Raw genomic sequence first — 13,751 nt, forward strand, 5'->3', positions numbered from 1 at the left:
TGCCCTAATCGAAGATGTCGGCGTGCTGGTCGACATAGGCGGCGAGGCCGAGCGTGTGGTCGCGCGACAATTGCTCGGCCAGGCTGATGTCGCGCCGCTCCAGGGCCTCGATGATCTGCAGATGGTCGACGATCGAGCGGCTGGCGCGGTCGTGGCGCCCGATCGTCATCTGGCGGATGCCGCGTACATGCAGCAGCAGGTTGTCGGTCATCTCGACGAGCAATTGCGATTTGCTCAGCCCGATCAATGTCTGATGGAAGACGAGATTGGCAGACGAGTATTCGCCGACATGGTCGGACGGCTTGTGGGCCTCGTCGAAATCCTTGAACAGCGTGCGCAGCTTGCCGATCTCGGCATCGCTGGCGCGCTCGACGACGAGCCGCGCGGCCATGCTTTCCAGCGCCGCCCAGGCCTGGATCATCTCGACGATCTCGTTCTTGGTCTTCTTCAGCACCATGATGCCGCGACGCGGCAGCGACTTCACCAGTCCTTCCTGTTCGAGCATGGCGACGGCTTCGCGCACCGGCGTGCGGCTGACGCCGAGCTGTTCGGAGAGCTGGCGCTCGTCGATCCAGGTCGGCTCGGGTGAGCCGTAGATATCCATGTTGATGATCGCCTGCTTCAGCGAGGCATAGACCTTGGTCTTGAAGGTCTCCTCAGGCGTGAAGCGTTCGAGGACGAGCTTCTGGGTCGCGCTGGCCGGGGTGGTGGTTTTCAAGGTCGCTGCTCCCTGCATTGCTGCAGCGCATAGCGCCCGGCTGACGCTACGTCCATGCGGGAGGTGGCAATGGGGCCCTCGATGCCGCCATCAAGGCGGCCCCGCGACCAGGTTGTCGCGAGGCCGTCAAGCGGGCAGGTCGGCCCCGCCGATCGTCGCGAGAATTAGAAGGACCACTCGATCTCGGCGCAGCGCTTCTGGATGCCGACCTCGCCGTTAAGCAGCTCCATTAGCGTCTTGCCGAGGCGCGCCGGCGAGGGCGAGACCGTGATGCCGGCGGCTTCCATCGCCGCGATCTTGTCCTCGGCGCCGCCCTTGCCGCCCGAGATGATCGCGCCTGCATGGCCCATGCGACGGCCCGGAGGCGCGGTGCGGCCGGCGATGAAGCCGACCATCGGCTTGCAGCGGCCGCGTTTGGCTTCGTCCCGGATGAACTGCGCCGCGTCTTCCTCGGCCGAGCCGCCGATCTCGCCGATCATCACGATCGACTCGGTCGCGGGGTCGGCCAGGAAGAGCTCCAGCATGTCGATGAATTCGGTGCCTTTCACCGGGTCGCCGCCGATGCCGACGGCTGTGGTCTGGCCCAGCCCCTCGCAACTGGTCTGGAACACCGCCTCATAGGTCAGCGTGCCCGAGCGCGAGACGATACCGACCGAGCCGCGCTTGAAGATGTTGGCCGGCATGATGCCGATCTTGCTCTCGCCGGCGGTGACGATGCCGGGGCAGTTCGGGCCGATCAGCCGGGACTTCGAGCCGCTCAGCATGCGCTTGACCTTGACCATGTCCATCACCGGGATGCCTTCGGTGATGCAGACGATCAGCGGGACCTCGGCGTCGATCGCCTCGCAGATCGCGTCGGCCGCGCCCGGTGGCGGGACATAGACGACGGAGGCGGTGGCACCGGTCTTCTGCTTCGCCTCGGCGACCGTGTTGAAGACGGGCAGGCCGAGATGGCTCTGGCCGCCCTTGCCGGGGGCGACGCCGCCGACCATGCGGGTGCCGTAGGCGATCGCCTGCTCGGAATGGAAGGTGCCGTTCTTGCCGGTGAAGCCCTGGCAGATGACCTTGGTGGTCTTGTCGATCAGGATGGACATGCTCGCTCCCCCTCAGTTCTTGCGCACGGCGGAAACGATCTTCTGGGCGGCGTCGTCGAGGTCGTCGGCGGGTATGACGTTGAGGCCGGAGGAGCGGATGATCGCCTTTCCCTCCTCGACATTGGTACCTTCGAGCCGGACGACGAGCGGAACTTCGAGCCCGACCGTCTTCACCGCCGCGATCACGCCGCGGGCGATGACGTCGCACTTCATGATGCCGCCGAAGATGTTGACCAGGATGCCCTTCACGTTGGGATCGGCGGTGATGATCTTGAACGCCGCCGTGACCTTCTCCTCGGTGGCGCCGCCGCCGACATCGAGGAAGTTGGCGGGGCTTTCGCCGTAGAGCTGGATGATGTCGAGCGTCGCCATGGCGAGGCCGGCGCCGTTGACCATGCAGCCGATCNTTCCTCGGTCTCGTCGCGCAGCCTGTAGACGTCCGGATGCCGGTAGAGCGCGTTGTCGTCGAAGGAGATCTTGGCGTCGAGGCAGCGCAGCTTGGCGTCCTTGGTGACGATCAGCGGGTTGATCTCGAGCATCGCCATGTCTTTGGCGATGAAGGCCGCATAGAGCTTCGCCGTCAGATCCTCGGCCTGCTTGGCGAGGTCGCCGGCAAGACCCAGCGCTTCGGCGACGGTGCGGCCATGCAGTGGCATGATCCCGGTCGCCGGATCGACCGAGAAGGTCTTGATCTTCTCCGGCGCGTCGTGGGCGACAGCCTCGATATCCATGCCGCCCTCCGTCGAGACGACGAAGGATATCCGCGAGGTCTCGCGGTCGACGAGCATGGAGAGGTAGAATTCGCGGTCGATCAGCGACCCGTCCTCGATGTAGAGGCGGTTGACCTGTTTGCCGGCCGGGCCGGTCTGGACGGTGACCAGGGTGTGGCCGAGCATCTGCTGGACGAAAGCCTTCGCCTCGTCGATCGACTTGGCCAAGCGTACGCCGCCCTTTTCGCCGGCCTCGGGCTCCTTGAAGCTGCCCTTGCCGCGGCCGCCGGCATGGATCTGCGATTTGACCACCCAGACCGGGCCGCGCAGCTGTTTCACCGCGGCGTCGGCATCTTCCGCTGTCAATATGGGAAACCCGTCCGGGACCGGCACCCCGAATTCCCTGAGCAACCCCTTCGCCTGGTATTCATGGATGTTCATCGCGATCTCTCTCGGATTTCGGGGAGAGCGACCGGGCCTTTCCGCGGCGCCGGCCATTCGGAACAGAAGCCTTGAACGATTTGTAAGCGGCCGCTCCCCTCCAGCAGGCAGGGAGCGGCGATCACGCGAAGCGAGGGGCCGACGGCGGACGGAGTCCGGGCGTCGGCGGAGTCGGTACCTGCCGGTCAGCCCTTGATCAGGCCGGCGGCGCGCGCCCACTTGTACTTGGCGCCGAGCACCTCGACGGGCGTCTCCGTGGTGTACGGATAGGCCACGATGCCATGGTCGTAGAGCTTCTCGCAGGCCTTCTCGACCTCGACGTCGCCGACCAGCGAGGCGACGATCGGCTTGTCGATGCCCTTGGCGCGGGCTTCGGTGACGACCTCGATCATCTTGTCGGCGAAGACCAGCGGCGGGGTCACGATCGTGTGCCAGTAGCCCAGGATGAGCGCATGGATGCGCTCGTCGTTGAGGCCGAGCCGGACCGTGTTCTGGTAGGTCAGCGGCGGCTCGCCGCCGGTGATGTCGACCGGGTTGCCGGCGGCGCCGAAGGGCGGAATGAACTTGCGGAAGGCCGCGTCGAGATCATCCGGCATCTTCATCAGCGTCAGGCCGTTGTCGAAGCAGGCGTCCGAGAGCAGCACGCCGGAGCCGCCCGCACCTGTGATGATCAGGACGTTCTCGCCCTTCGGCGCCGGCAGGACCTGCACGCCGCGGGCATATTCGAGCATGCCGCGCAGCGAGGGCGCGCGGATGACGCCCGAAGCCTTGAGGATGTCGTCATAGATCTTGTCGTTGCCGGCGAGCGCGCCGGTATGCGAGGCGGCTGCCTTGGCGCCGTAGGCCGTGCGCCCGGCCTTGAGCACGATCACCGGCTTCTTCTTCGAGACGCGTTCGGCAACCTCGGAAAAGGCGCGGCCGTCCTTCAGGTCCTCGCAGTGCATCGCGATCACCGAGGTGTTCGGATCCTGCTCGAAGAAGGTCAGCAGGTCGTCCTCGTCGAGGTCCGACTTGTTGCCGAGGCCGACGATCGCGGAGACGCCCATCTTGGTCGAGCGGGCAAAGCCGATGATCGACATGCCGACACCGCCGGATTGCGACGACAGGGCCGCCTTGCCCTTGACGTCGAAGGCCGTGCAGAAGGTCGCGCAGAGGTTCTCCGGGGTATAGTAGAAGCCGTAGATGTTCGGCCCCATGATGCGGACATTGTACTTGCGGGCGGTCGCCAGCAGCTCTTCCTGCAGTTCGGGCTCGCCCGATTCGGCGAAGCCCGAGGGGATCATCACCGTGCCGGGAACGCCCTTGCGGCCGACCTCGTCCATGGCGCCGTTGCAGAGCTTCGCCGGTACCGCGAAGACCGCGACGTCGACCTCGCCGTCATAGTCGAGGATCGACTTGTAGGCCTTGATGCCCTCGATCGTGTCGGCCTTTGGGTGGACCGGGACGATCGTGCCCTTGTAGCCGCCATTGATCAGATTCCTCATCACCGAATTGCCGATCTTACCGACCTCGTTCGAGGCGCCGATCACCGCCACGGCCTTCGGATGGAAGATGCGGTTCATCGCCTTGACGATGCTGTCCTGATCCGGACGGAAGCGTTCCTTGCGTGCCTCGAAATTGCAGACGATGCGGGCATCGACCGCGGTCGCGCCGGATTTCGTCGCGAATACGGGGTTGAGGTCGAGTTCCTCGATCTCCGGGAAGTCGTCGAGCAGCGCCGAGACCTGGACGAGGATCGCGGCAAGCGCGCCGCGGTCGACGGCTTCGCTGCCGCGCACGCCGTCGAGCATCTCCTGGGCCTTGATCGAGCCGATCATCTCAAGTGCCTGCGCCTCGTTCACCGGCGCGAGGCGGAAGGTCAGGTCCTTCAGCACCTCGACGAGGATGCCGCCGAGACCGAACGCAACTAGCTTGCCGAAAGAGGGATCGGTGATCGCGCCGACCAGCGTCTCGGTCGCGCCCGTGGGCAGCATCTGCTGGACCTGGATGCCCTCGATCTTGGCGTCGGCCTTGTACTTGCGGGCATTGGCCAGGATCGTGTCATGGGCGGCGCGGGCCTCGGCGTCGCTCTTGACGCCGACGATCACGCCGCCGGCATCGGTCTTGTGCAGGATGTCGGCTGACACGATCTTCATAACGACGGGGTAGCCCATGCCGCCGGCGAGCTTGACCGCCTCATCGGCCGATTTGGCGAGGCCTTCCTTGGGCAGCGGAATGTCGTAGGCGTCGCAGACCAGCTTGGCCTCAGGGGCCGTCAGGCTGGTGCGGCCATCGGCCTTGACGCCATCCAGGACCTTGCGGACCGTGGCCTGGTCGACAGCTGTTTCGCGCGGCTTAATCTTGAGGGCTGCCTGGTTCACCATGATGCGCTTCCTCCCGTGGAATTTTATTTTGTTGAGCCATCGTCGGGCCGCCGCCTGCTTTAGGCGCATCTGCCCGCTCGGGTTCTTGGTTGGTATTTGGCATGCCAATTCGCGTCGCTGTCAAGAGGGAGAATGACGGCGCGAATCCACGGAGCGGAGTAAACGTATGCGGCTCAACGAAGACGGTTGTTATGATCTGGCATTATGCATGCCAGAGGTTGGCACCTTAGAATCTTTCGGATAATCTCGCGTTTCGCCGCAAGTGCCGGGATAACGGCACAGGCAGACGGGATCCCGGTTCCGGAGAGGGAGGACATTTCGGCCGATGAGTGGGCAGCACGATCCGCGCAACCAGAATGTCCATGCCTTCGAGCATCCGGGCCTCGGCCGGAAACGCGCCAGGTCGACCCCGAAGGGACGGCAGGTCGAGCCGCGCGCGCTGGAGGAGATCGCGGAGCTGCTCGGCGAACGCCCGCGCCGGCGCGACCTCCTGATCGAGCATCTCCATCTGGTCCAGGACCGCTACCACCAGATCTCGGCGGCCCATCTGGCGGCGCTGGCCGATGAGATGCAGCTATCCTTCGCGGAAGTCTTCGAGACTGCGACATTCTACGCCCATTTCGACATCGTGAAGGAAGGTGAGCCTGCGCTCCCGCCGCTGACCGTGCGCGTCTGCGACAGTCTCACCTGCGCGATGCACGGCGCGGAAGAGCTGCTTGGAAACCTGACCAATGCCGCCGGTCCGTCGGTCCGGGTCGTCCGGGCGCCTTGCGTCGGCCTGTGCGACCAGGCTCCCGCGGTGGAGGTTGGCCACCATTTCATCCATGCCGCGACCACGCAGAGCGTCCTCGCCGCGATCGAGGCGGGTGATACCCATCCGCACCCCGCGGATTATGTTGACTACGACGCCTATGTCGCGGGCGGCGGCTACGCGTTGCTGAACGCCTTGTGCTCGGGCGAACGCAGCGTCGATTCGATCCTGTCCATTCTCGACGATTCCGGATTGCGTGGGCTCGGCGGCGCCGGCTTCCCGACCGGCCGCAAATGGCGCGCCGTGCTCGGCGAGCCGGGTCCGCGCCTGATGGCGGTCAACGGCGACGAGGGCGAGCCCGGCACGTTCAAGGATCGCCATTACCTCAACACCGATCCACACCGCTTCCTCGAGGGGACGCTGATCGGCGCCCATGTCGTCGCGGCCACCGACGTCTACATCTATCTGCGCGACGAATACCCGCTGGCGCGCGAAATCCTGGCGCGGGAAATCGCCAAGCTCCCGCCGGGCGGTCCGGCGCTGCATCTGCGCCGCGGCGCTGGCGCCTATATCTGCGGCGAGGAATCCTCCCTGCTCGAAAGCATCGAGGGCAAGCGCGGCCTGCCGCGGCACAAGCCGCCCTATCCGTTCCAGGTCGGCCTCTTCGGCCAGCCGACGCTGATCAACAATGTCGAGACGCTCTACTGGATCCGCGACATCGTCGAGAAGGGCAATGGCTGGTGGAATTCCCATGGCCGCAACGGCCGCACCGGCCTGCGCAGCTATTCGGTCTCGGGCCGGGTCAGGGAGCCCGGCGTCAAGCTCGCCCCGGCCGGCGTCACTATCCGCGAGCTGATCGAGGAATTCTGCGGCGGCATGCAGGACGGCCACCGTTTCCGCGCCTATCTGCCGGGCGGAGCCTCCGGCGGCATCCTGCCGGCGTCGATGGACGACATTCCGCTCGATTTCGGCACGCTCGAGAAGCATGGCTGCTTCATCGGCTCGGCCGCCGTGGTGGTGCTCTCGGATCAGGACGACATGCGCGCTGCGGCGCTGAACCTGATGCGCTTCTTCGAGGATGAGAGCTGCGGGCAGTGCACGCCCTGCCGCGTCGGCACGCAGAAGGCGGTGACGCTGATGCAGCGTCCGATCTGGAACCAGGACCTGCTCGGCGAGCTCTCCCAGGCGATGCGCGACGCCTCGATCTGCGGACTCGGCCAGGCGGCCTCGAACCCGCTGACCTGCGTGATGCGTTACTTCCCCGAGGAATTCATGACGAGGGATGCTGCGGAATGACCCAGGGCATCAGCTTCGAACTGAATGGCGAGCGCGTCGAGGCCGCTTATGGCGAGACGATCTGGCAGGTGGCGCAGCGGCTCGGCACCGCGATCCCGCATCTGTGCTACTCGCCGGAGCCCGATTACCGGGCCGACGGCAATTGCCGCGTTTGCATGGTCGAGATCGAGGGCGAGCGCGTGCTTGCCGCCTCCTGCATGCGCAAGCCAACCGTCGGGATGAAGGTCCACACCGGAACCGAGCGCGCCGAGAAGGCCCGCAAGATGGTGATGGAACTCCTCGTCGCCGACCAGCCGGCGCGGGCGACCTCGCATGATCCGACCTCGAAATTCTGGAACTGGGCGGACAAGACCGGCGTCACCGAGAGCCGTTTCCCCGCGGCCCAGCGCTGGAGCTCGGATGTCAGCCACACCGCGATGAGCGTCAATCTCGACGCCTGCATCCAGTGCGGCCTGTGCGTGCGGGCCTGCCGCGAGGTCCAGGTCAACGACGTGATCGGCATGGCCTATCGCAGTGCCGGCACCAAGATCGTCTTCGATTTCGACGACCCGATGGGCCAGTCGACCTGCGTCGCCTGCGGCGAATGCGTGCAGGCCTGCCCGACCGGGGCGCTGATGCCCTCGGCCTTCCTCGACGAGAACCAGACGCGCACCGTCTGGGCCGACAAGAAGGTCGATTCGCTTTGTCCCTATTGCGGCGTCGGCTGCCAGGTCAGCTACAACGTCAAGGGCAACGAGATCGTCTACGCCGAGGGGCGCGACGGCCCGGCCAACCGCAACCGGCTCTGCGTCAAAGGCCGCTTCGGTTTCGACTATATCCATCACCCGCATCGGCTGACCAAACCGCTGGTACGGCTGCCGAACATGCCCAAGGACGCCCGCGACCAGGTCGATCCCGCCAACCCCTGGACGCATTTCCGCGAGGCCTCCTGGGAGGAGGCGCTTGATCTCGCTGCAAAGGGGCTGAACCGCGTCCGCGATGAGAAGGGGCGCAAGGCGCTCGCCGGCTTCGGCTCGGCCAAGGGCTCGAACGAGGAGGCCTATCTCTTCCAGAAGCTGGTGCGCACCGGCTTCGGCTCCAACAATGTCGACCATTGCACCAGGCTCTGCCACGCCTCCTCGGTGGCGGCGCTGATGGAGGGCGTCAATTCCGGCGCGGTCACCGCGCCGTTCGCGGCCGCGCTCGATGCCGAAGTCATCATCGTCATCGGTGCCAATCCGACCGTGAACCATCCGGTCGCGGCGACCTTCATCAAGAACGCCGCCAAGAAGGGCACCAGGCTCGTCATCATGGATCCGCGCCGGCAGACGCTCTCGCGCCATGCCTGGAAGCACCTTGCCTTCAAGCCGGGCAGCGACGTCGCCATGCTGAACGCGCTGCTGCACACCATCATCACCGAGGGGTTGACTGACGAGCAGTACATCGCCGGCTACACGGAAGGCTATGAAAGGCTGAAGGAGAGCATCCAGGCCTTCCCGCCGGAGACCATGGCGGCGGTCTGCGGCATCCCGGCCGAGGAGCTGAAGGAGGTTGCGCGTGCCTATGCCCGTTCGCGGGCCTCGATCATCTTCTGGGGCATGGGCATCAGCCAGCACATCCACGGCACCGACAATGCCCGCTGCCTGATCGCGCTCGCGATGGTGACCGGCCAGATCGGCCGGCCCGGGACCGGCCTGCATCCGCTGCGCGGCCAGAACAATGTCCAGGGGGCTTCCGACGCCGGCCTGATCCCGATGGTCTATCCGGACTACCAGTCGGTCGAGAAGGCCGAGGTCCGCGCGGTCTTCGAGGAACTCTGGGGCCAGTCGCTCGATCCGAAGAAGGGCCTCACCGTCGTCGAGATCATGAACGCGATCCACGCGGGCGAGATCAACGGCATGTATATCGAGGGCGAGAATCCGGCGATGTCGGACCCGGACCTCAACCATGCCCGCGGCGCGCTGGCCATGCTCGGCCATCTGGTCGTGCAGGACCTGTTCCTGACCGAGACCGCCTTCCACGCCGATGTCGTGCTGCCGGCCTCGGCCTTCGCCGAGAAGGTCGGCACCTTCACCAATACCGACAGGCGTGTCCAGATGGCCCGCCAGGTCGTACGTCCGCCGGGCGATGCCAGGCAGGACTGGTGGATCATCCAGGAGGTCGCCCGGCGGATGGGCTGCGACTGGCGCTATGGCGGCCCGGCCGATGTCTTCGCCGAGATGGCGCTGGTCATGCCGTCCTTCCGCAACATCACCTGGGAGCGGCTGGAGCGGGAAGGGGCGGTGACCTATCCGGTCGACGGGCCGGACCAGCCCGGCAACGAGATCATCTTCGCCCGTGGTTTCCCGACTGAGAGCGGGCGCGCCAAGATCGTGCCGGCCAAGATCGTCGCGCCCGACGAACTGCCGGACGACGAATATCCGATGGTGCTGTCGACCGGGCGCGTGCTCGAGCACTGGCATACCGGCTCGATGACCAGGCGCGCCGGCGTCCTCGATGATCTCGAGCCGGAAGCTGTGGCGCTGATGTCGCCCCGCGATCTCGGCCGCCTCGGCCTCACGCCCGGCGGCTTCGTCAGGCTGGAGACGCGCCGCGGAGCGATCGCCGTCAAGGTGCGCAGCGATCGCGACGTGCCGCAGAACATGGTCTTCCTGCCGTTCTGCTATGCCGAGGCCGCGGCCAATCTTTTGACCAATCCGGCGCTCGACCCCTTCGGCAAGATTCCCGAGTTCAAGTTCTGCGCCGTAAGAGCGCTCCCGGTCGAGGAAGCGCTGATCACCGCGGCGGAGTGAAGCCCGGTGAGCGGCGCATTGCACGAGATGTCATAGGGCAGGGCGGTCCGCAGAGGACCACCACCGGCATGGTGGATGCGCGCTCTGGTCGGAAATCAACACTGTCCGGGTACGGCCCATCGGGCTGACTGGCCGGCCGATGGGCCGGAGCATCTCGCCACCCGAGAAAGAATCAGGCGGGCCGGGCGTTGCAGCGCCCGGCCCNGCTTCCAGCGGCCCCTTGGGCAGCGGCACCAGGAACCAGACCTCGAACATCATGAAATTGACGATCGCGATGCCGAGCGAGACAGCCAGGGCCTTCCACACCGCAAACTTGCCGAAGAACACCATGAAGCTGCCGATATAGATCGCGGCCGAGACGTAGATACCGATGTAATTCGTCGCCAGCACGAAGAGGACGGCGGGAACGAAGATCGCCGCCATGCGCTTGATCCCCGGAATGGTCGTTGCGATCTTCTCGCCATCCGGGGTGCGCGGCAGTGCCTGGGCCAGGTTGACCAGGGAAGCGATGGCCATCGCCACGACGATGTAGAACGGGAACAGGCCGGGCTGCGGTCCCTCGTTCGGCTTCCAGGAGATACCGAGGCGCAGGCTGTCGGTTATCACGATCGCCGCGACGATCAGGAAGAAGATCGCGACCGCGATGTCCAAGGTGCGATAGCTGACGAGTGGACGGCCTTCGGCTTCTTCGTTGCTGCTCATTGTCTTGCTCCTCCTGCCGGCGCGCCAGCTCCGTGATGGTGGCTGATCGGAGCGCGGTTGCTTACGCCGCGCTCCGATGTCGTCAGACTCACTGCGACGCGAGGAAACCGGCCTTCTTCATCAGGTCGGAATGCAGCGCCTCGGCGTTCACCAGCCACTTCTCGTAGTCGGCGCCGGTCATCACGGTCTGATTGAAGGCGCCCTTCTCCATGAATTCCTTCCAGTCCGGCGTCGCCATCACCTTCTTGAGCAGGTCGACGTAGAAGTTCACCTGAGCCGGCGTCGCATTCTTGGTAGTGAAGATGCCGCGCAGCATCTGGTACTCGACCGGCAGGCCAGATTCCTTGCAGGTCGGGATATCGCTCCAGGCTTCTTTCTCGGTGACCTTGGCGGTGTAGGTCGAGCGCTGCGCATCGAAGATGCAAAGCGGGCGCAACTGCCCGGCCCGCCATTGCCCAACGGCCTCGATCGGGTTGTTCACGGTCGAGTCGACATGGTTGCCGACGAGCTGAACCGCGACCTGTCCGCCGCCGGCATAAGGCACATAGGTGAACTTCTTGCTGCCGGTCTGCTGCTCGATCGCCGCCGTGACGATCTGATCTTCCTGTTTCGAGCCGGTTCCGCCCATCTTGAACTGGCGGTCGTCGCCGGCCTTCACCGCTTCAATATAGTCCTTCGCGGTCTTGTAGGGCTTCTCGCTGTTCACCCACAGGACGAACTGGTCGAGCGCCAGCATTGCGACCGGCTTCATGTCCTTCCAGTTGAAGGGCGAGCCGGTACCGAGCGGGGTCGTGAACAGATTCGACAGCGTGATCGTGATTTTGTGTGGGTCGCTGGCGCTTGCCTTCATCTCCAGGAAGCCTTCGGCGCCCGCACCACCCGCCTTGTTGATCACGATCAGCGGCTGCTTCATCAGGTTGTGCTTCTGGACGACGCCCTGAATGAAGCGCGCCATCTGGTCGGCGCCGCCGCCGGTGCCCGCCGGGATGACCAGCGTCACGGGTTTGGTCGGCTCCCAGCTTTGCGCCCAGGCGGGCGAGGCCAAACAGGCGCTCGCTGCCAGCGCCGCTGCAATTGTCTTGGCCTTGGATACTTCCCTCCGGATCATCACGCTTCCTCCCATTAAAGGCGGCTTTTGTCGCCGCGTTGGTAAAGTCACGAAGGCGAATTTGTTGCGGGAACCATTGCCGGGCGGCCTCAGGCCGCGCTGGTGACGGCTCCGTTGCCCGAGAGCTTGACGCGCAGCGCCTGCAGCATCGGCCAGAACGCCATCACCAGGCCGAGGGTCATGATGCTGCCGCACAGCCAGTTCGACCAGAAAATGCCGACATGGCCCTGCGAGACCAGCATAGCCTGGCGGAAGGAGCTTTCCGCCTGGTCGCCGAGCACCAGTGCCAGCACGAGTGGCGGCAGGGGGTAACGCAGCTTGTTGAACAGATAGCCGAGCACGCCGAAAGCCAGCATCAGCCAGACATCGAACATCGCGTTGTTCACGGTGAAGGCACCGATGGCGCAGACGAAGACGATCGCCGGGGCGATGATCGAGAAGGGCACGCGCAGGATCGCGGCGAAGAAGGGCACGCAGGTCAGCACCATGACGAGGCCGACGACGTTGCCGAGATACATCGAGGCGATCAGGCCCCAGACGAAGTCCTTCTGCTCGACGAAGAGCAGCGGGCCGGGCTGCAGGCCCCAGATCAGCAGGCCGCCGAGCAGCACGGCAGCGGTCGGTGAGCCCGGGATGCCGAGCGTCAGCATCGGCAGCAGCGCGGCGGTGCCGGCGGCGTGGGCGGCGGTCTCCGGCGCCACCACGCCTTCGAGCTCGCCTTTGCCGAAATTGTCGCCGCGCTTCGACAGGCGCTTGGCGATGCCATAGCCCATGAAGGAGGCAGGCGTCGCGCCGCCCGGCGTGATGCCCATCCAGCAGCCGACGATGCAGCTGCGGAGGAAGGTCAGCCACATCCTGGGCAGCTGCTTCCAGGTGCGGATGACCGCATCCATGCGCAGCTTGGCGGCGGCGCCGTTGAACTTGAGCCCGTCCTCCATCGAGCAGAGGATCTCGCCGATACCGAAGAGGCCGATGACGGCGACGAGGAACTTGAAGCCGTTCAGGAGCTCGTCCTGTCCGAAGGTCATCCGGAGCGTGCCGGTCACGCCGTCGAGGCCGACGGTGGCCAGCGCGAAGCCGAGGCACATCGAGGCGATCGTCTTGAACGCCGAGCCGCGTCCCATCCCGATGAAACTGGCGAATGTCAGGAACTGCACCGCGAAGAACTCCGCAGGGCCGAATTTCAAGGCGAATTTCGCGACCACCGGCGCGAGGAAGGTGATCAGCACCACCGCGAAGATCGCGCCGACGAAGGAGGCGGTGAAGGCGCCGACCAGTGCCTCGTCGGCCTTGCCGTTCTGCGCCATCGGGTGCCCGTCGAAGGTCGTGGCCACCGACCAGGGCTCGCCGGGAATGTTGAAGAGGATCGAGGTGATCGCGCCGCCGAACAGCGCTCCCCAGTAGATGCTGGTCAACAGGATGATCGCCGAGGTCGGCGGCATGCTGAAGGTCAGAGGCAGGAGAATGGCGACACCGTTCGCGCCGCCGAGCCCCGGCAGGACGCCGATGACGACGCCGAGCGTGATGCCGATCACCATGAGCATGATGTGGTAGGCGCTGAGAGCGACGGCGAATCCGCCGAACAGGGCGTTCAGTTCATCCATAGCGCTTCGTCCCCAAAAAAATGGCCTTGTTCAGGGACCGCGCGCAATGCCAACGCAGAACCGACTGGCCTTGTTTGAGTTAGCCTAGGATGAAACTTCGTGGCATGCAATATGCCATATTTGGATGCGCTGCAGCATAATTATTGCGTGGTTTGGGCCGTTGCGCGGCCATTTCTTTCATTATATGGTATGC

Annotated in this window: 7 protein-coding genes and 3 pseudogenes; 2 read left to right on the forward strand and 8 right to left on the reverse strand. The window is 65.2% G+C overall.

Annotation, left to right across the window (positions count from 1 at the left end):
* Window positions 1-4: 4 nt before the first annotated feature.
* The 5 genes and pseudogenes from ASE66_RS09990 to ASE66_RS10005 all read right to left on the reverse strand — a co-directional run bounded on the left by ASE66_RS09990 (window position 5) and on the right by ASE66_RS10005 (window position 5,326).
* Window positions 5-736 (reverse strand): GntR family transcriptional regulator, encoded by a 732-nt coding sequence (locus ASE66_RS09990; protein WP_057189478.1) that lies wholly within the window; start codon window positions 734-736, stop codon window positions 5-7.
* 146 nt (window positions 737-882) lie between these two features.
* The gene (sucD, locus tag ASE66_RS09995) at window positions 883-1,812 is read right to left on the reverse strand and encodes a succinate--CoA ligase subunit alpha (RefSeq protein WP_057189479.1); all 930 of its coding nucleotides are present in this window, start codon (window positions 1,810-1,812) and stop codon (window positions 883-885) included.
* A gap of 12 nt (window positions 1,813-1,824) precedes the next feature.
* Window positions 1,825-2,218 (reverse strand): annotated as a pseudogene (gene sucC, locus ASE66_RS33175) (succinate--CoA ligase subunit beta); the annotation flags it as partial.
* A gap of 1 nt (window position 2,219) precedes the next feature.
* Window positions 2,220-2,963 (reverse strand): annotated as a pseudogene (locus ASE66_RS10000) (ATP-grasp domain-containing protein); the annotation flags it as partial.
* A 185-nt stretch (window positions 2,964-3,148) separates the two neighbouring features.
* A complete protein-coding gene (locus tag ASE66_RS10005) occupies window positions 3,149-5,326 on the reverse strand; it encodes an acetate--CoA ligase family protein (protein ID WP_057189480.1) in 2,178 nt (725 codons plus the stop codon).
* 325 nt (window positions 5,327-5,651) lie between these two features.
* Here ASE66_RS10005 and ASE66_RS10010 point away from each other — a divergent pair, with 325 nt between their 5' ends.
* Window positions 5,652-7,373 (forward strand): NAD(P)H-dependent oxidoreductase subunit E, encoded by a 1,722-nt coding sequence (locus ASE66_RS10010; protein ID WP_057189481.1) that lies wholly within the window; start codon window positions 5,652-5,654, stop codon window positions 7,371-7,373.
* Complete coding sequence (gene fdhF / locus ASE66_RS10015) at window positions 7,370-10,144, forward strand: formate dehydrogenase subunit alpha (protein ID WP_057189482.1); 2,775 nt, start codon at window positions 7,370-7,372, stop codon at window positions 10,142-10,144. The genes ASE66_RS10010 and fdhF overlap by 4 nt, the downstream gene beginning before the upstream one ends.
* 205 nt (window positions 10,145-10,349) lie before the next feature.
* On the opposite strand, the pseudogene ASE66_RS10020 reads toward fdhF, so the two are convergent.
* From ASE66_RS10020 to ASE66_RS10030, 3 genes and pseudogenes are all read right to left on the reverse strand, one after another.
* Window positions 10,350-10,846: pseudogene (locus ASE66_RS10020) on the reverse strand (tripartite tricarboxylate transporter TctB family protein); the annotation flags it as partial.
* 88 nt (window positions 10,847-10,934) lie between these two features.
* Window positions 10,935-11,954 carry a Bug family tripartite tricarboxylate transporter substrate binding protein gene (locus tag ASE66_RS10025; protein ID WP_057189483.1) on the reverse strand — a complete coding sequence of 340 codons (1,020 nt, stop codon included), beginning with the start codon at window positions 11,952-11,954 and terminating at the stop codon, window positions 10,935-10,937.
* An 89-nt stretch (window positions 11,955-12,043) separates the two neighbouring features.
* Window positions 12,044-13,558 (reverse strand): tripartite tricarboxylate transporter permease, encoded by a 1,515-nt coding sequence (locus ASE66_RS10030; protein WP_057189484.1) that lies wholly within the window; start codon window positions 13,556-13,558, stop codon window positions 12,044-12,046.
* Between the last annotated feature and the right edge of the window lie 193 nt (window positions 13,559-13,751).

Origin of the sequence: Allobosea sp. Root483D1 (assembly GCF_001429505.1) — a bacterium.
Classification (GTDB): Bacteria; Pseudomonadota; Alphaproteobacteria; order Rhizobiales; family Beijerinckiaceae; genus Allobosea.

Coding starts and splice junctions, on each gene's coding strand:
- ASE66_RS10005 (WP_057189480.1), bottom strand. CDS start 5,326: ATGGTGAACCAGGCAGCCCTCAAGATTAAGCCGCGCGAAACAGCTGTC.
- ASE66_RS09990 (WP_057189478.1), bottom strand. CDS start 736: ATGCAGGGAGCAGCGACCTTGAAAACCACCACCCCGGCCAGCGCGACC.
- ASE66_RS10025 (WP_057189483.1), bottom strand. CDS start 11,954: ATGATCCGGAGGGAAGTATCCAAGGCCAAGACAATTGCAGCGGCGCTG.
- ASE66_RS10010 (WP_057189481.1), top strand. CDS start 5,652: ATGAGTGGGCAGCACGATCCGCGCAACCAGAATGTCCATGCCTTCGAG.
- ASE66_RS10030 (WP_057189484.1), bottom strand. CDS start 13,558: ATGGATGAACTGAACGCCCTGTTCGGCGGATTCGCCGTCGCTCTCAGC.
- fdhF (WP_057189482.1), top strand. CDS start 7,370: ATGACCCAGGGCATCAGCTTCGAACTGAATGGCGAGCGCGTCGAGGCC.
- sucD (WP_057189479.1), bottom strand. CDS start 1,812: ATGTCCATCCTGATCGACAAGACCACCAAGGTCATCTGCCAGGGCTTC.